At 70.4% G+C, this 16,032-nt stretch carries 15 protein-coding genes; 11 read left to right on the top strand and 4 right to left on the bottom strand.

The window, feature by feature from the left end; translation table 11 throughout:
• Positions 1-105 precede the first annotated feature (105 nt).
• Genes N8A90_RS25105 through N8A90_RS25090 form a run of 4 tightly spaced genes read left to right on the top strand, consistent with a single transcriptional unit; the run spans position 106 to position 4,909 of the window.
• Positions 106-1,164: an ABC transporter permease gene (locus N8A90_RS25105; RefSeq protein ID WP_262078013.1), complete on the top strand. Its 1,059-nt coding sequence runs from the start codon at positions 106-108 to the stop codon at positions 1,162-1,164.
• The gene (gene yjfF, locus N8A90_RS25100; RefSeq protein ID WP_262078012.1) at positions 1,161-2,192 is read left to right on the top strand and encodes a galactofuranose ABC transporter, permease protein YjfF; all 1,032 of its coding nucleotides are present in this window, start codon (positions 1,161-1,163) and stop codon (positions 2,190-2,192) included. Before N8A90_RS25105 ends, yjfF begins: the two co-directional genes overlap by 4 nt.
• Positions 2,193-2,232: 40 nt before the next feature.
• On the top strand, positions 2,233-3,969 hold the full coding sequence (locus N8A90_RS25095) for an IlvD/Edd family dehydratase (RefSeq protein ID WP_262078011.1): 1,737 nt from the start codon (positions 2,233-2,235) through the stop codon (positions 3,967-3,969).
• 7 nt (positions 3,970-3,976) lie between these two features.
• A complete protein-coding gene (locus N8A90_RS25090) occupies positions 3,977-4,909 on the top strand; it encodes a dihydrodipicolinate synthase family protein (protein WP_262078010.1) in 933 nt (310 codons plus the stop codon).
• Between the two features lie 15 nt (positions 4,910-4,924).
• Here the strand turns inward: N8A90_RS25090 and corA are convergent, their stop codons facing one another.
• Complete coding sequence (gene corA / locus N8A90_RS25085; RefSeq protein ID WP_262078009.1) at positions 4,925-5,902, bottom strand: magnesium/cobalt transporter CorA; 978 nt, start codon at positions 5,900-5,902, stop codon at positions 4,925-4,927.
• 186 nt (positions 5,903-6,088) lie between these two features.
• On the opposite strand from corA, the gene N8A90_RS25080 reads away from it, so the two are divergent.
• The 5 genes from N8A90_RS25080 to N8A90_RS25060 are packed head-to-tail and all read left to right on the top strand — an operon-like array spanning position 6,089 to position 10,475.
• Positions 6,089-6,727, top strand: a complete 639-nt coding sequence (locus N8A90_RS25080; protein WP_262078008.1) for a thermostable hemolysin — start codon at positions 6,089-6,091, stop codon at positions 6,725-6,727.
• Positions 6,724-8,187: an AMP-binding protein gene (locus N8A90_RS25075; RefSeq protein WP_262078007.1), complete on the top strand. Its 1,464-nt coding sequence runs from the start codon at positions 6,724-6,726 to the stop codon at positions 8,185-8,187. The genes N8A90_RS25080 and N8A90_RS25075 overlap by 4 nt, the downstream gene beginning before the upstream one ends.
• A 13-nt stretch (positions 8,188-8,200) precedes the next feature.
• The gene (locus N8A90_RS25070; protein WP_262078006.1) at positions 8,201-8,881 is read left to right on the top strand and encodes a TenA family transcriptional regulator; all 681 of its coding nucleotides are present in this window, start codon (positions 8,201-8,203) and stop codon (positions 8,879-8,881) included.
• Complete coding sequence (locus N8A90_RS25065) at positions 8,878-9,765, top strand: SDR family oxidoreductase (protein ID WP_262078005.1); 888 nt, start codon at positions 8,878-8,880, stop codon at positions 9,763-9,765. Before N8A90_RS25070 ends, N8A90_RS25065 begins: the two co-directional genes overlap by 4 nt.
• Before the next feature lie 20 nt (positions 9,766-9,785).
• On the top strand, positions 9,786-10,475 hold the full coding sequence (locus N8A90_RS25060; protein ID WP_262078004.1) for a TRAP transporter TatT component family protein: 690 nt from the start codon (positions 9,786-9,788) through the stop codon (positions 10,473-10,475).
• Positions 10,476-10,494: 19 nt separating this feature from the next.
• Here the strand turns inward: N8A90_RS25060 and N8A90_RS25055 are convergent, their stop codons facing one another.
• Genes N8A90_RS25055 through N8A90_RS25045 form a run of 3 tightly spaced genes read right to left on the bottom strand, consistent with a single transcriptional unit; the run spans position 10,495 to position 13,278 of the window.
• Positions 10,495-11,847: an ATP-binding protein gene (locus N8A90_RS25055; protein WP_262078003.1), complete on the bottom strand. Its 1,353-nt coding sequence runs from the start codon at positions 11,845-11,847 to the stop codon at positions 10,495-10,497.
• The gene (locus N8A90_RS25050; protein WP_262078002.1) at positions 11,844-12,518 is read right to left on the bottom strand and encodes a response regulator; all 675 of its coding nucleotides are present in this window, start codon (positions 12,516-12,518) and stop codon (positions 11,844-11,846) included. The genes N8A90_RS25055 and N8A90_RS25050 overlap by 4 nt, the downstream gene beginning before the upstream one ends.
• A gap of 55 nt (positions 12,519-12,573) precedes the next feature.
• Positions 12,574-13,278 carry a VIT family protein gene (locus N8A90_RS25045; protein WP_262078001.1) on the bottom strand — a complete coding sequence of 235 codons (705 nt, stop codon included), beginning with the start codon at positions 13,276-13,278 and terminating at the stop codon, positions 12,574-12,576.
• Positions 13,279-13,475: 197 nt separating this feature from the next.
• On the opposite strand from N8A90_RS25045, the gene N8A90_RS25040 reads away from it, so the two are divergent.
• On the top strand, positions 13,476-15,137 hold the full coding sequence (locus tag N8A90_RS25040; RefSeq protein ID WP_262078000.1) for an MBL fold metallo-hydrolase: 1,662 nt from the start codon (positions 13,476-13,478) through the stop codon (positions 15,135-15,137).
• Positions 15,134-15,880, top strand: coding sequence for an RNA pseudouridine synthase (locus N8A90_RS25035; protein WP_262077999.1), 747 nt, complete (start codon positions 15,134-15,136; stop codon positions 15,878-15,880). Before N8A90_RS25040 ends, N8A90_RS25035 begins: the two co-directional genes overlap by 4 nt.
• Positions 15,881-16,032 lie beyond the last annotated feature (152 nt).

The following is a 16,032-nucleotide window of genomic DNA, read 5'->3' as shown; positions in this document are numbered from 1 at the left end:
CTCCCCGCAGCGAAATAAAGGAGGAGCCGAAGGCGGGGGACATTCGCGGAGGGGAGTACCCGGTGGCCTGCGCACGCCGCACAACGTGTCCGCGAGCAACCCAACATGACCCAACCCAACAACAGCGCAGAGAACCCCATGGCCAATGCAATGCGCCACCGCTTGGCCTGGCCCATCATCACGCTGCTGCTCTTGCTCGCGCTCAACACCGCGTTCAACCCGAGCTTCCTGCACCTCGAATGGCGTGACGGCCATCTCTACGGCAGCCTGATCGACATCCTCAACCGCGCCGCGCCGCTGGTGCTCGTGTCCCTCGGCATGACGCTGGTGATCGCGACACGCGGCATCGACATCTCGGTCGGCGCGGTGGTCGCCATCGCGGCGGCGACCGCGGCCTGGATGATCGGCGGCGCGATGGGCGGCGACGTCGCCCGCTTCCCGCTGCCGCTGGCCATCGGCGCGGCGCTGGGCGTCGCGCTGCTGTGCGGGCTGTGGAACGGCCTGCTCGTGGCACGCGTGGGCATGCAGCCGATCATCGCGACACTGATCCTGATGGTGGCGGGCCGCGGCATCGCGCAGCTCATCACCAACGGGCAGATCATCACGATCTACTACAAGCCCTACTTCTTCCTCGGCGGCGGCTATTTGCTGGGCCTGCCCTTCTCGGTCTTCGTGGCGGCGGCGGTGTTCGCGCTGCTCTACCTGGCGATCACCCGCACCGCGCTCGGCCTCTTCATCCAGGCGGTGGGCATCAACCCGACGGCGGCGCGCGTGGCCGGCGTACAGTCGCGCCGGTTGCTGGTTGGCGCGTACGCCTTCTGCGGCCTGTGCACCGGCATCGCGGGCCTGTTGATCAGCTCGAACGTGAAGAGCGCCGACGGCAACAACGCCGGCCAGCTGCTGGAGCTCGACGCCATCCTGGCGGTCACGCTCGGTGGCACGGCACTCACCGGTGGACGCTTCAGCCTGGTGGGCAGCGCGATCGGCGCGCTCATCATCCAGACGCTGACCTACGCGATCTATTCGCTCGGCGTGCCGCCGGAGATCAACCTGGTGGTGAAGGCGGTGGTGGTGTTCATCGTGATGCTGCTGCAGTCGGCCGAGTTCCGCGCGACGGTGCGCAGTTGGGCGCTGCGCCCTGCGCTGAGTGAGGTGCGTCGATGAGCGCCGTGATCGAGTCGACGCCCTCACCCCAGCCCTCTCCCGCGAACGGGCGAGGGGGCAGGCGCCGCAAGCTCAACCCCAAGTACCTGCCGCTGACCGCGACCATCTCGCTGTTCGTGCTGATGGCGAGCTTCGGCTCCTTCGCCTACGACAGCTTCTTCTCGGCACAGGTCTTCCTCAACCTGCTGATCGACAACGCCTTCCTGATCGTGGTGGCGGTCGGCATGACCTTCGTGATCCTCTCGGGCGGCATCGACCTGTCGGTGGGCGCGGTGATCGCGCTCACCACCATGGTGTCGGCCGCGCTGGTCGAGCGCCATGGCTGGAGCCCGCTGGCAGTGATCCCGTTGGTGCTCGCCATGGGCACGGTGTTCGGCGCCTTCATGGGTTTCCTGATCGAACGCTTCCGGCTGCAGCCCTTCATCGTGACGCTGGCCGGCATGTTCCTCGCGCGGGGCCTCTGCTACCTGATCAGCATCGACTCGATCAGCATCACCAACGATTTCTATACGCAGGTGGCGCAGTTCCGCATTCCGGTGTGGGGCGACGCGTCGCTCTCCATCAGCGCGGTGATTGCCATCGTGGTAGTGCTGGCCGCCGTGTTCATCGCGCACTGCACCGCCTTCGGCCGCGCGGTCTACGCGGTGGGCGGCAGCGAGCATTCGGCGATGCTGATGGGCCTGCCGGTGCGCCGCACGCTCGTCGGCGTGTACACGCTGTCGGGCTTCTGCTCGGCGCTGGCCGGCGTGATCTTCACCTTCTACATGCTGTCGGGCTACGGCCTGCATGCGGTCGGGCTGGAACTCGACGCCATCGCCGCGGTGGTGATCGGCGGCACGCTGCTCACCGGCGGCGTGGGCTACGTGGCCGGCACGCTGTTCGGCGCGCTGATGCTCGGGATCATCCAGACGCTGATCTCCTTCGACGGTTCGCTGAGCTCGTGGTGGACGCGCATCGTGGTTGGTGCGCTGCTCTTCGTCTTCTGCCTGCTGCAACGCTTCTTCACGTCACGCGCCCCGCTGCGCTGACCCACCCCTCCTCCTTCTCGCGCCACAGGACACCCCCAGCATGTCGGACATCCCCAAGAAAAAACTGCGCTCGACCGAATGGTTCGGCACCGCCGACAAGAACGGCTTCATGTACCGCAGCTGGATGAAGAACCAGGGCATCCCCGACCACGAGTTCGACGGCCGGCCGATCGTCGGCATCTGCAACACCTGGTCGGAACTCACGCCCTGCAACGCGCACTTCCGAAAGATTGCAGAGCACGTCAAGCGCGGCATCTCCGAGGCTGGCGGCTTCCCGGTCGAGTTCCCGGTGTTCTCCAACGGCGAGTCGAACCTGCGGCCGACCGCGATGCTCACGCGCAACCTGGCGAGCATGGACGTGGAGGAAGCCATCCGCGGCAACCCGATCGATGCCGTGGTGCTGCTGGTCGGCTGCGACAAGACCACGCCCGCGCTGCTGATGGGCGCCGCGAGCTGCGACATCCCCGCCATCGTCGTGACCGGCGGGCCGATGCTCAACGGCAAGCTCGAAGGCAAAAACATCGGCTCGGGCACGGCCGTGTGGCAGCTGCACGAATCGCTCAAGGCCGGTGAGATCAACGAGCACCAGTTCTTTGCCGCCGAGGCCGGCATGTCGCGCTCGGCCGGTACTTGCAACACCATGGGCACGGCATCCACCATGGCCTGCATGGCCGAGGCGCTGGGCACCTCGCTGCCGCACAACGCGGCCATTCCGGCAGTCGACGCGCGGCGCTACGTGCTCGCGCAGATGTCGGGAATGCGCGCAGTCGAGATGGCCAGGGAAGGCCTCACGCTGTCGAAGATCCTCACGCGCGAAGCCTTCGAGAACGCGATCCGCGTGAACGCGGCCATCGGCGGCTCGACCAACGCGGTGATCCACCTGAAGGCGATCGCCGGGCGCATTGGCGTCGACCTCGAGTTGGAGGACTGGACGCGCATCGGCCGCGGCACGCCGACGCTGGTCGACCTGCAGCCGTCAGGCCGCTTCCTCATGGAAGAGTTCTACTACGCGGGCGGCCTGCCCGCGGTGCTGCGCCGCCTGGGCGAGCACGACCTGCTGCCGCACCCCGGCGCGCTCACCGTCAATGGCCGCTCGCTCTGGGACAACGTACGCGAGGCACCGAGCTACAACGACGAGGTGATCCGCCCGCTGGCCAATCCGCTGATCGCCGATGGCGGCATCTGCATCCTGCGCGGCAACCTGTCGCCGCGCGGCGCGGTGCTCAAGCCCTCGGCCGCGACGCCGGCGCTGCTGCAGCACCGCGGGCGCGCGGTGGTGTTCGAGAACCTGGAGCACTACAAGGCGCGCATCGTCGACGAAGACCTCGACATCGACGCCAGCTGCGTGATGGTGCTGAAGAACTGCGGCCCCAAGGGCTACCCCGGCATGGCCGAGGTCGGCAACATGGGCCTGCCGCCCAAGCTGCTGCGCCAGGGCATCAAGGACATGGTGCGCATCTCGGACGCCCGCATGAGCGGCACCGCCTACGGCACGGTGGTGCTGCACGTCGCGCCCGAAGCGGCCGACGGCGGCCCGCTGGCGGCCGTGCGCGACGGCGACTTCATCGAGCTCGACTGCGCCGGTGGCCGCCTGCACCTGGACATCAGCGACGAGGAACTGGCTGAGCGCCTGCGCTCGCTGGCCGCACAGCCACCGGGCATGCCCGGCGGCTACCAGCGGCTGTATGTCGACCATGTGCTGCAGGCCGACGAAGGCTGCGACTTCGACTTCCTCGTCGGCTGCCGCGGCGCCGCCGTTCCCCGTCATTCGCACTGAGCCATCCATGACACACACCCTCTCCAACCCGCGCTATCGCGGCATCTTCCCGGTCGCGCCCACCACCTTCACCGAATCGGGCGCGCTCGATCTGGCCAGCCAGAAGCGCTGCCTCGACTTCATGATCGATTCCGGTGTCGACGGCCTCTGCATCCTGGCGAACTTCTCCGAGCAGTTCCTGCTGTCGGACGACGAGCGCGAGGTGCTCACCCGCACCGCCCTCGAACACGTGGCAGGCCGCGTGCCGGTGATCGTCACCACCACCCACTTCAGCACCGCCGTGTGCATCGAGCGCAGCCGCCGCGCACAGGCCATGGGCGCGGCCATGCTGATGGTGATGCCGCCCTACCACGGCGCCACCTTCCGCGTGCCTGAAGCAAAAATCTTCGAGTTCTATGCGCAGCTGTCGGACGCGGTGTCGATTCCGATCATGGTGCAGGACGCCCCCGCCAGCGGCACGGTGCTGTCGGCCGCCTTCCTCGCGAAGATGGCGACCGAGATCGAGCAGCTGAGCTACTTCAAGATCGAGACGCCGGGCGCTGCTGCCAAGCTGCGCGAGCTGATCCGCCTGGGCGGCGAAGCCATCGAAGGCCCGTGGGACGGCGAGGAAGCCATCACGCTGCTGGCCGACCTGGACGCCGGCGCCACCGGCGCCATGACCGGCGGCGGCTTCGCCGACGGCATCCGCCCGATCATCGAAGCGCACCGCAGCGGCGATGCCGACCTGGCCTTCACGCTGTACCAGCGCTGGCTGCCGCTGATCAACCACGAGAACCGGCAGGCCGGCTTTCTGGCGGCCAAGGCGCTGATGAAGGAAGGCGGCGTGATCGCCTGCGATGCGCCGCGCCACCCGTGGCCGTCGATGCATCCGGACGTGCGCCGCGGCCTGCTCGACATCGCGCGCCGGCTCGACCCGTTGGTGCTGCGCTGGGGCCGCTGAGCACGCTGGCCGGGGTCAGACCCAGCCGGCCTTTCGGAAGCGGTGGTACAGGTAACCGCACACCGCCACGATGAGCCCCAGCGCCATCGCATAGCCGTAGCGCCACTTCAGTTCGGGCATGTGCTCGAAGTTCATGCCCCAGACGCCGACGAAGGCCGTGCACACGGCGAAGATCGCGGCCCACGCCGCCAGCCGCTTGGTGACCTCGCCGTCGCTGATGGTCACCAGCGACAGGTTGGCCTGGATGGCGGTGCCGATGGTGTCGCGCATCGAATCGATGGTGCCGTTGATGCGGCTCAGGTGATCGAGCACGTCGCGGAAGTACTCCTGCGTGCCCATGCAGACCTGCGGCACGCGCCCGCCGTGCAGCTTGTTCGTGCCCTCCAGCAGCGGCGCGACCGCATGCTTGAGCACCGTCAGGCGCTGCTTCAGGCTGTACAGGCGCTGGATGTTCTCGCGCGCGCCGCCCAGGGTGAAGATGCTTTCCTCGATGGCTTCGAGCTCGACGTCGAAGGCGTCGATGGCGGGGAAGTAGCGGTCGACCACCGCGTCCATCAGCGCATACAGCACGAAGCCGGGGCCGTTCTTCAGCAGCTCCGGCTCGCGCTCGCAACGCTCGCGCACTTCCGCGAAACCATGCGTGCTGCGGTTGCGCACCGACACCACGTAGTTGCGCCCGACGAACACGTCGGCCTCTCCCACTGTCATGCTGCTGCGTGCATGGTCCGTGTCGGCATCGATCAGGTGCAGCACGACGAAGAGCGAATCGCCGTATTCCTCCACCTTGGGCCGCTGGTGGCCCTTCTGCGCGTCTTCCACGGCCAGCGGATGCAGGTCGAAGGCCTGCTGCACCTCATCCATCTCGTTCTGCGTCGGGTCGTGCAGCGCCACCCAGACGAAGCAGTTCGGCAGCGCGATGTACTCGTTGATGCGGCCGACCGGAATGTCGGCCAGCTTGGTGCCGTTCTCGTAGACAACGCAATTGATCAGCATGCGGCGGGCGTGAGGCGATGAAGCGACGCATCTTGCCACGGGGCCGTGGGCATGCGGCCTGTCAGGCCGGCCGCGCCATGACAGCGCGCGCCGCCACTTAATGTCGGCTTAATCACCAACCGCGAGCATCCGACTTCTCAACCCTGGCCATCGTTCGGCAAGGGCCTCGAAGGAGAGTGAATGTTCATGGCTGTTTCCCCCCACGATGGCGATCCGTCGCCAGCGGCCGGTGCCGCGTCCGAGCGGCCCGCCCTCGTCGTGCACGGGCGCGACGACCCGCGGCGTGCCGAGGTCGAAGCCTTCGTTCGAGACATCTTCGCGCGGCGCTACGGCGCCCAGGTGCAGCAGTTCGCGCCGGTGCTGGTGAGCCTGCAGGACCACGGCGAGATCGTCGCGGCCGCCGGCTATCGCAGCGCCGCCGATGCGCCGCTGTTCCTCGAGCGCTACCTGCCGTCGCCGGTCGAGGCGCTGCTCGCCGCGCAGGCCGTGGCGCAGCCGGCGCGCCGCAGCGTGGTCGAGGTCGGGCACCTGGCCGCCTCGCGTTCCGGCGAAGGGCGGCGCCTGATCGCGCTGCTCGGCCCGCACCTGGCCGCACAGGGCTTCCAGTGGGTCGTGGGCACCCTCACGACCGAGCTGCGCCAGCTCTTCGTGCGCATCGGCGTCACGCCGCTGGCGCTCGGCACCGCCGACCCGGCCGCCCTCGGGGCGGAAGCGGCGCACTGGGGCAGCTACTACGACCATCGGCCGGTCGTGCTGGCGGGCCACCTCGGCCAGGCCCTGCACCACATGGCGCGCCGCGCCGGCGCGGCCAAGGGCGCGCGATGACGGCACTCCCCCTGGGCAACGATGCGGCGTTGGACGACGGTGCACGCACCTGGCATCGCGACGCGCTGCAGGCCGAGGTCGATGCGCTGCGCGACCGCCTCGTGGCGCAGCGCACGCAGGTGCTGGCCACGTTGATGGACAACGGCGCCGCCTGGGTCGTGGCGGACCTCGCAGCCGCAGCGGCCGATATCGTGCACGTCCCCCTGCCCGTGTTCTTCACGCCCGAGCAGATCGGCCATGCCTTGCAGGCCGCGGGCGTCGACACGGTGCTGACCCCGCCCGCGCTGGCCGCCCGCTGGGCCGGCGCACCGACCGAGGCACTCACTGTCGCGGCACAACCCCTGGCGATGCTGCGGCTGCCGGGCGCGCCCGTGCCGATGCCTGCCGGCACCGCCAAGATCACCTTCACCTCGGGCACCACCGGCGCGCCGAAGGGCGTGTGCCTGTCCGGCGAGGCGATGCGGCGGGTGGCCCAGGGGCTGGTCGAGGCCATGGCCCCGCTCGACATCCGGCGCCACCTGTGCGCCCTGCCCTTCGCGGTGCTGCTGGAGAACATCGCGGGCCTGATGGCCCCGCTGATGCGCGGCGCCACCTGCGTGGTGCTGCCGCTCGAACAGCTGGGCCTGCGCGGGTCGTCGAGCTTCGATGCCGCACGGTTCCAGGACGTGGTGGTGCGCCAGCAGCCGCACAGCATCATCCTGCTGCCGCAGATGCTGCGCGCCTGGGTCGGCCACCTGATGCAGAGCGGGCAGCGCGCACCGGAATCGCTGCGGATGGTGGCGGTCGGCGGCGCGGCCGTGGGGGCCAAGCTGCTGCAGGCGGCGCAGGCCGTCGGCATCCCGGCGCACGAGGGCTACGGGCTGTCCGAAGGCGCCTCGGTGCAGACGCTGAACCTGCCCGGTGCGGCGCGTGCCGGCAGCGCCGGGCGCGCGCTGCCGCATGCGCGGCTGCGCATCGCCGCGGACGGTGAAGTCGAAGTCGCCGGTAGTCTGTTCAGCGGCTACCTGGGCCACCCGCAGGCACTGCAGGCACCGCAGGCCTGGTGGCCGACCGGCGACCTCGGCACGATCGACGCCGACGGCTTCCTGCACATTCAGGGCCGCAAGAAGCACGTGCTGATCACCGCCTTCGGCCGCAACGTGTCGCCCGAATGGGTCGAGACGGCCCTGCGCGGCGAGAACGCCATCGCGCAGGCGGTGGTGTTCGGCGACGGCGAACCGGCCCTGAGCGCGGTGGTGTGGCCGACGCGACCCGACCTGCCCGACACGGCCCTGCAGGCCGCCGTCGATGCGGCCAACCACACCCTGCCCGACTACGCACGCATCGAGCGCTGGCTGCGTGGCCGGGCCGACTTCAGTGCCGCGTCCGGGCTGGCCACCGCCAACGGCCGCCCGCAGCGCGCGGCCATCCTGCAAATGCACGCGGACGCCCTCGAGACGACACCGCGCCCCAACCTTTGATCCTGGAGCCTTCATGAGTTTCTATGCACGCCTGGTCGCAGAGACCGCCGACGCCCGCACGGGCCTTCTGGGCACGCCCATCATCCAGGGTTGCCTGCGCGGCGAAGTCTCGCTGCCCAGCTACGTGGCCTTCCTGCGCGAGGCCTACCACCATGTGCGCCACACCGTGCCGCTGCTGCGCGCCTGCCAGGCGGCGCTGCCACCGGCCAACCAGTGGCTGCATGGCCCGCTCGACGAATACATCGCCGAAGAAGAGGGCCACGACCTGTGGATCCTCGACGACATCCGCGCCTGCGGCGGCGATGCCGACGCGGTGCGCGACGGCCCGCCCGGCCACGCGACCGAGGTGATGGTGGCCTATGCCTACGACACCATCGCGCGGCGCAACCCGCTGGGCTTCTTCGGCATGGTGCATGTGCTGGAGGGCACCAGCGTCTCGCTGGCGCTGATGGCCGCCGACCAGATCCAGAAGCCGCTCGGCCTGCCCGACGCCGCCTTCAGCTACCTGCGCTCGCACGGCACGCTCGACCTGGAGCACACGGCGCATTTCGAGCTGCTGATGGACCGGATCGAGTCCCCGACGGACCAGGCCGACATCGTGCATGCCGCACGGGCGTTCTACCGGCTCTACGGCGACGTGTTCCGCAGCCTGCCGCTGCCCGTGACAGCGTCGACCCAGGCGGTCGCAGCATGAAGGCGAAGGACGCACGGGTGCTGCTGACCGGCGCCACCGGCGGCATCGGCCAGGCGGCCGCGGCCGCGCTGGTGGGCGCCGGCGCATCCGTCATGCTGCTGGGCCGCTCGCCAGCGCGGCTGGCGGCCCAGGCGCGGGCGCTGGCACGCACCTGCACCGGCCCGACACCGCCCGCCATCGAGTGGTATGCCGCCGACCTCACGCGCACGTCCAGCCTCGGCGGGATCAGCGATGTCGCGGCCGGCTGGGGCTGCAACGTGCTCGTCCACAACGCCGGCGTGCCCGCCTTCGGCCGCATCGAGGGCTTCGGTGCCAACGAGATGGCGCAGGTACTGCACCTGAACCTGTTCGCCCCCATGCTGCTGACCCAGGCGCTGCTGCCGCACCTGCGCACACGCCCCGAGGCGCGCATCGTCTTCGTCGGCTCGGTGCTCGGGCGCCTCGGCCTGCCGGGCTTCAGCGTCTACAGCGCCAGCAAGTTCGGACTGCGCGGCTTCGCGGAATCGCTGCGGCGCGAACTGGGCGACAGCCACGTCGGCGTGCAGTACCTCGGCCCGCGCAGCACGCGCACCGCCTTCAACAGCGACGCCGTCGACGGCTACAACAAGGCCACCGGCACCGCCATGGACGCGCCGGAAGTCGCCGCGCAGGCGCTGCTGCAGCTGATCGAGAGCGGCGCGGCCGAACGCTTCGTCGGCTTTCCGGAAAGCCTGGCGGTGCGCCTGAACGGCCTGGCGCCCAGCCTGCTGGACGGCGCGTTCCGCAAGCACCGCAGCAGCCTGCCTCCCCTGACCGCGCCGCCCGCGCCGGTGCTGGACTGCACCCTGCCGACCGACCCTCCGGCCGAGGCCGACAGCCATTCGCTGATGCGCGACGCCCCCTGAATCTCCCACCGAAAGAACCCATGACCGATTTCAGAAACACTTCATCCAGCACACGGCGATGGCTGACCGGATGCCTCGTCGCGAGTCTCGCCGTGCTCGCCCTGCTGCCTGCGCTGCCTGCGCGCGCCGCCACGGTGTCGGAAGCCGTCGGCGAACTGCAGCACGACTGGGAAGCGATCCGCTACCAGAGCCCCGCGGCCGAACGCGAGAAGGGCTTCGAGGCGCTCGCGGCCAAGGCGCACAAGGTGAGCGAGGCCTTCCCCGGTCGCGCCGAGCCGCTGGTGTGGGAAGGCATCATCGTGAGCTCCTGGGCCGGCGAGAAAGGCGGCCTCGGCGCGCTGAGCCTGGTCAAGCAGGCCAAGGCCCTCTATGAGTCCGCCATCGCCATCGACGGCAGCGTGCTCGAAGGCTCGGCCTACAACAGCCTGGGCGTCCTCTACTACAAGGTGCCGGGCTGGCCGGTCGGCTTCGGCGACAAGGCGAAGGCGAAGGAACTGCTGACGAAGGCCCTCACGCTCAACCCGAAGGGCATCGACCCGAACTTCTTCTACGGCGAGTACCTGGTCGAGACCAAGCAGCCCCAGGAGGCCGCCGCCTACCTCGAACGCGCCTTGCAGGCACCGCCGCGCCCCGGCCGGCAGATTGCGGATACCGGCCGGCGGGAGGAGGCGCGGGCGCTGCTCGACAAGGCCAACAAGGCCGCCAAGTAGGCAGGGCCCACCGTCGCCGTCAACGGTGCTCGCTGTCGAAGCGCAGCAATGCCCGTACCCCGGTGCCGTCGGCCCGGGTGCCGAACACCAGCTCGAGGCCATGCAGCTGCGCGATGCGGCGCACGATCGACACGCCCAGGCCGCTGCCCACTTCCTGCTGGCCGTCGGGCCGGTAGAAGCGCTCGCCCAGGCGGGCCAGTTGCTCGGCCGACAGCGGCGGGCCGGCGTTCTCGACCTCGATCGTGTCCTGCCCGATGCGCAGCGTCACCAGCGTGCCGGCCGGCGCGTAGCGCACCGCGTTGTCCAGCAGGTTGCGCAAGAGCACGGTCAGCAGGTGCTCGTTGCCCAGCAGCGGCATCGGGTGCCGGCCGGCCGGCGGCCAGTCGCAGGCCAGCTCGATGCCGCGGCGCTCGGCCAGCGCCAGGCAGTCGCTCATGGCCTGCTCGACGACGGGCGTCCACCGCACGTCGTCGAGGACCGGTGCCGAGCCGGACTCGACCCGCGACAGCGCCAGCATCTGCGTGACCAGCCGGCCCATCCGGTCGAGGCCGATGCCGAACTTGGCTTCGGCCGCCGCGCGCTCGGCCGGGCTGCCGGCGCGCTGCACCACGTCCCACTGCGCGCGCAGCACGGCCAGCGGCGTGCGCAGCTCGTGCGCGGCATCGGCGGTGAAGCGGCGCTCGCGCACCAGCATCTGCTCGATGCGCGCGAAGAGCCCGTTCATGGCGCCGATCAGGGGCTTGAGTTCGGCCGGCGCACGGCGCTCGTCCAGGGGTTGCAGGTCGTCGGCCGGACGGCGCCGCAAATCGCGCGTCAGCCTGGCCATGGGCAACAGCGCGCGGCGCACGGCCCAGGCCATAACGCCGAGCAGCACCGGCAGCACGAGCAGCCAGGGAACGACCTGGCTGACCGTCAGTCCGTAGACCAGCTCGTCACGCTCGAAGACGCGCTGGCCCGAGGCCACCAGCCAGCGCCCGTCGAAGGACTGCAGGTAGTACACGCGCCAGGCGCGGCCGGCCAGCTGCTCGTCGACGAAGCCGCCGCGCTCGGGGCGGTAGGGCAGCTGGACGCCCTCGCGGTCGGAGAGCATCAGCTGGCCGCTCCGGTCCCACACGGCCACCGCCAGGTCGCGCACGTCGGCATCGCCGGCCTCGACGGCATCCCGGTGCGGCGCCGACGGCAGCGTGGCCGCCTCGGTCGGCAACCCGCGGCCCAGGGTGGCCTGCACCTGACGTGCCAGCCGGATCAGCTCCGCGTCGAAAAGCTCGTTGACTTCATGGCGCGCATGGTTCACGGAGAAGACCAGCGCCACGCCCCACACCAGCGGCGCGCAGATGAGCAGGTACAGCAGAAGCCGCCGCTGCAGGCTCACGGTGCCGCCTCGCCGGAACCCAGGGCGTAGCCCACGCCGCGCACCGTGCGCACGATGTTCGGATCGATCTTGCGGCGCAGGTGATGGATGTGGACCTCGAGCGCATTGCTCTCGGGTTCGACACCGCTCCAGTCGTAGAGCTTCTCGAGCAGGTGGGCTTTGGACAGCACCCGCTGCGACTGGGTCATGAGGGCTTCGAGCAGTGCCAGTTCGCGGCCGGTGAGGTCGACCTGCACGCCCTTCCATCGCACCACCTTCGTGGCCGGGTCGTAGGCGAGCGCGCCCTGCTGCCAGGAGGCCTGCGCCTGGCCCGCGGAACGGCGCACCAGGGCGCGCAGCCGCGCCGCGAGTTCGTCGATGGTGATGGGCTTGACCAGGTAATCGTCGGCCCCGGCGTCCAGCCCCTCGATGCGCTGCTCGATGCCGTCGCGCGCGGTGAGGATCAGCAGCGGCAGCTTGAGCCCGCGTTCGCGCCAGCGCCGCAGCCACACCATGCCGTCGCCGCGCGGCAGTCCGAGGTCGAGCACGACGGCGTCGAACGCAGCCCCCGCGAGCGCCGCATCGGCCTGGGCGCCGTCGCCGAACCAGTCGACCGCATGGCCCCGCTGGCGCAGGCCCGTGGCCAGGGCGTCACCCAGCAGGACATCGTCTTCAACGATCAGCAAGCGCATGGTCGGTTCCTCCGCGCGGCCCGGCGGGGCGCGCCCGGGGCATTATGGACAGCGCCTACGCGACGCCGGAGAACAGCACGCCCGCGGCCGCCGTCACCGCCATCGCGAGGGCACCCCACAGCGTGACGCGCCAGGTCGACGGAAGGACTTTCGCGCCCCCAGCGCGCGCGGCCAGGGCGCCGAGCCCGGCCAGGAAGACGATCGACAGCGCCGCCACCCAGGTGATCAATTGCGGGCCGTCGGCCAGCCAGGCCACGCCCAGCGGCAATGCCGCACCGACCGTGAAGCTGGCCGCCGAGGCCATCGCGGCCTGCAGGGGCTGCGCACTGAAGGCCTCCGAGATGCCCAGTTCGTCGCGCGCATGGGCGCCCAGGGCGTCGTGTGCCATCAACGCCTGCGCGACCTGCGTGGCCAGCGGATGCGGCAGGCCGCGCCCGACGTAGATGGCCGTCAGCTCGCGCAACTCGGCCGCCGGGTCTTCGTCGAGCTCGGTGCGTTCGCGCGCCAGGTCGGCCTCCTCGGTGTCGGCCTGCGAATGCACCGACACGTACTCGCCGGCGGCCATCGACATGGCACCGGCCGCCAGACCGGCCACGCCGGTCATGACGATGCTGCCGTGGCTGGCGTGGGCCGCCGCCACGCCGACGATCAGGCTGGCAGTGGAGACGATGCCGTCGTTGGCGCCGAGCACCGCGGCACGCAGCCAGCCGATACGATCGGTGCGATGGCGCTCGATGTGGCGTCGGGCGGTGGCTCTCATCGGGCGTTTCTCGGGGCGGACGCAGCGGCCGCTCGGCCGGTGTCGTGGTTCATGATCGGTCTCCAGGGAGCGTGGGTCGGGTGGAATGCAGCGCGCAGTGTGCCGCGATGATCGGCCCGCAGGCTTTGTTTTTTCTTAAGGACGCGTCGGCGACCTCGATGGGATCGCGGCGGCACGCGTCTGCCGATAATCCCCGGATGGTCCGCCCCACCCAACACATCCACCCGCAGCGCGAGCCGGCCCCCGTGCGGCCGGCCGCCACCCTCCTGCTGCTGCGCGACACGCCGGCGGGCCTGGAGGTGCTGATGACGCGCCGGTCCGACAAGGCCAGCTTCGGCGCCGGCGCCTACGTGTTCCCGGGCGGGCGCATCGACGACAGCGACGCGCAGGCGCACGGCATCGCGAAGCGCCGCGCCACCCAGAGCGACGTGCAGCTCACGCAGGCCATCGCGGCGCTGCGCGAGACCTTCGAGGAACTGGGCGTGCTGCTGGCCCACCATGCCGACGATGGCCGGCCGGTGCAGGCCGCGGCCGTCGCGGCGATGGACCGCAGCACCGCCGACGGCACCACGCCCTTCGCGGCACAGTGCACGAAGCGCGGCCTGGTGCTGGCGACCGATGCCGTCTTCACCTTCGCGCACTGGGTGACCGACCGCGACCTGCCCAAGCGCTTCGACGTGCCCTTCCTGGTGGCGCGCATGCCCGACGGCCAGGTGCCGGTGGCCGACGAGACCGAGCAGTTCGAGCCGGTCTGGGTGCGGCCGGCCGAGGCGCTGGCGCGCCACGCCGCGCAGCGCTTCCGGCTGATGTTCCCCACGGTGCGCACGCTGGAACGCCTGGCCACCTACGGCTCGGTCGACGCGGTGCTGGAGGACTGCGCGCAAGAGCAGCCGCTCTTCACCAGCTGCCCACGCGCCGGCCTGCTCGACGGCGCGGAGGCTCGCTACATGGAGCACGAGCGGCCCTACGGCGAGCTTGCGCTGGTCTGCCCGGACGGCCAGATCGTGCATGCGCTCGACTGGCAGACCGACGCGCCCGTCGCGCTGCTGCGCAACCTGCGGCGCCTGACCGCCCCCAACCCCGGCGCCATGACCGGCCCCGGCACCAACAGCTACCTCGTCGGCGACGAGACCACCGGCTACATCGTGATCGACCCCGGCCCGCTAGCCCCCGCACACATCCGCCGGCTGTACGACGCGACGGCCGGCGACATCCGCATGATCGTCTGCACCCATTCGCACGCCGACCATTCGCCCGCCGCCCGGCCGCTGCAGGCGCTGTGCGAGCCGCGCCCACCGATCCTGGGCCTGCCGTCGGCACCCACCGCCAGGCCGAACGCGCGCTTCACCCCCGACCGCGCCCTGGTCGACGGTGAACATCTGGTGCTCGAAGGGCCGACGCCCGAGACCACGCACACGCACACGCTGCGCGTCGTGCACACGCCGGGCCATGCGGCCAACCACCTGTGCCTGGTGCTGCAGGAAGACGGCCTGCTGTTCTCGGGCGACCACATCCTCAACGGGAGCACCACCATCGTCGACCCGCCGGACGGCAACATGACCGCGTACCTCGATTCGCTCGACCTGCTCGACGACATCTGCCGCGTCGGCGGCGTCGACTTCATCCTGCCCGCGCACGGCTACGCGATCGCCTCGGCGCGCGATGCCATCGCCTTCCTCAAGATGCACCGCTTCCGGCGCGAAGCGCGCATCCTCGAGGCGATGCGCGAGCACCCCGACGGCACGCCCGAAGACTGGCTGCCGATCGCCTACGCCGACGTGCCGCAGCGCATGTGGCCGATGGCCGCACGCTCGCTGGCGGCGCACGTCGCACGCATCCGCGAAAGATCGCTCGCATGAACATCCTCCAGACCCGGGACGAGGGCATCCGCCTGGCCAAGCGCGTCGCCGCCGACATGAACTGCTCGCGCCGCGAGGCCGAACTGCTGATCGAGAACGGCGCGGTGCGCGTCGACGGCAACGTGGTCGAGGTGCCGCAGGCACGCGTCACGCCGCAGCAGCGCGTCGAGATCGCCACCGGCGCCAGGCCCGAGCCGGTGCAGGTCGTGACGATCCTGCTGAACAAGCCCGCCGGCATCGCCTTCGATGCCCCCGTCCCGAAGCTGCTGGTGCCGGCGCAGCGCAGCGAGGCCGACGATTCGCAGCGGCCCACGCTGCAACGGCACTTCGCCAACCAGCACTGCTTCACGCCGCTGGAAAAGGGCGCGAGCGGGCTCATCGTCTTCACGCAGGACCCGCGCATCGAACGCAAGCTGGTCGAAGACGCCGCCCTCATGGAGTACGAGGTGATGGTCGACGTGCAGGGCGAGGTGGGCCCGCAGGCGCTGCACCGCCTGAACCAGTCGCCCGTGGTCGACGGCCGCGCCATGCTGCCGGCCAAGGTCAGCGTCAACCGCCAGAACGAGGGCGTGACCGGCCTGCGCTTCGCGATGAAGGGCGCCTGGCCGGGGCAGATCGCGCAGATGTGCGACAGCGTCGATCTAAGGATCGTCGCGATGAAGCGCCTGCGCGTCGGCCGCGTGCCGCTCGCGGGGCTGGCGCCGGGCGAGTGGCGGTACCTGCTGCCGCACGAGAAGTTCTAAGCGGCCTTTTCCGCGCGGGCCAGACCCGCGATTCGGTCACACAACCGAGGTGAATTTCCCGGCCTTTCGCCTAGGCCACATTCATTGACATTCTGGGCGCAGCCTCGCCCTCAGAATCCGCGCCTTTCCAACGGGTACAGGGCGGGCAATGT

It is taken from the genome of Variovorax sp. N23 (assembly GCF_025486315.1).
GTDB lineage: Bacteria > Pseudomonadota > Gammaproteobacteria > Burkholderiales > Burkholderiaceae_C > Variovorax.
This window is presented reverse-complemented; position numbering and strand designations above follow the sequence as displayed.

Excerpts from the sequence above, each read along its gene's own strand:
- N8A90_RS25105 (WP_262078013.1), top strand. The coding sequence starts at position 106 with ATGACCCAACCCAACAACAGCGCAGAGAACCCCATGGCCAATGCAATG.
- yjfF (WP_262078012.1), top strand. The coding sequence starts at position 1,161 with ATGAGCGCCGTGATCGAGTCGACGCCCTCACCCCAGCCCTCTCCCGCG.
- N8A90_RS25095 (WP_262078011.1), top strand. The coding sequence starts at position 2,233 with ATGTCGGACATCCCCAAGAAAAAACTGCGCTCGACCGAATGGTTCGGC.
- N8A90_RS25090 (WP_262078010.1), top strand. The coding sequence starts at position 3,977 with ATGACACACACCCTCTCCAACCCGCGCTATCGCGGCATCTTCCCGGTC.
- corA (WP_262078009.1), bottom strand. The coding sequence starts at position 5,902 with ATGCTGATCAATTGCGTTGTCTACGAGAACGGCACCAAGCTGGCCGAC.
- N8A90_RS25080 (WP_262078008.1), top strand. The coding sequence starts at position 6,089 with ATGGCTGTTTCCCCCCACGATGGCGATCCGTCGCCAGCGGCCGGTGCC.
- N8A90_RS25075 (WP_262078007.1), top strand. The coding sequence starts at position 6,724 with ATGACGGCACTCCCCCTGGGCAACGATGCGGCGTTGGACGACGGTGCA.
- N8A90_RS25070 (WP_262078006.1), top strand. The coding sequence starts at position 8,201 with ATGAGTTTCTATGCACGCCTGGTCGCAGAGACCGCCGACGCCCGCACG.
- N8A90_RS25065 (WP_262078005.1), top strand. The coding sequence starts at position 8,878 with ATGAAGGCGAAGGACGCACGGGTGCTGCTGACCGGCGCCACCGGCGGC.
- N8A90_RS25060 (WP_262078004.1), top strand. The coding sequence starts at position 9,786 with ATGACCGATTTCAGAAACACTTCATCCAGCACACGGCGATGGCTGACC.
- N8A90_RS25050 (WP_262078002.1), bottom strand. The coding sequence starts at position 12,518 with ATGCGCTTGCTGATCGTTGAAGACGATGTCCTGCTGGGTGACGCCCTG.
- N8A90_RS25045 (WP_262078001.1), bottom strand. The coding sequence starts at position 13,278 with ATGAGAGCCACCGCCCGACGCCACATCGAGCGCCATCGCACCGATCGT.
- N8A90_RS25040 (WP_262078000.1), top strand. The coding sequence starts at position 13,476 with ATGGTCCGCCCCACCCAACACATCCACCCGCAGCGCGAGCCGGCCCCC.
- N8A90_RS25035 (WP_262077999.1), top strand. The coding sequence starts at position 15,134 with ATGAACATCCTCCAGACCCGGGACGAGGGCATCCGCCTGGCCAAGCGC.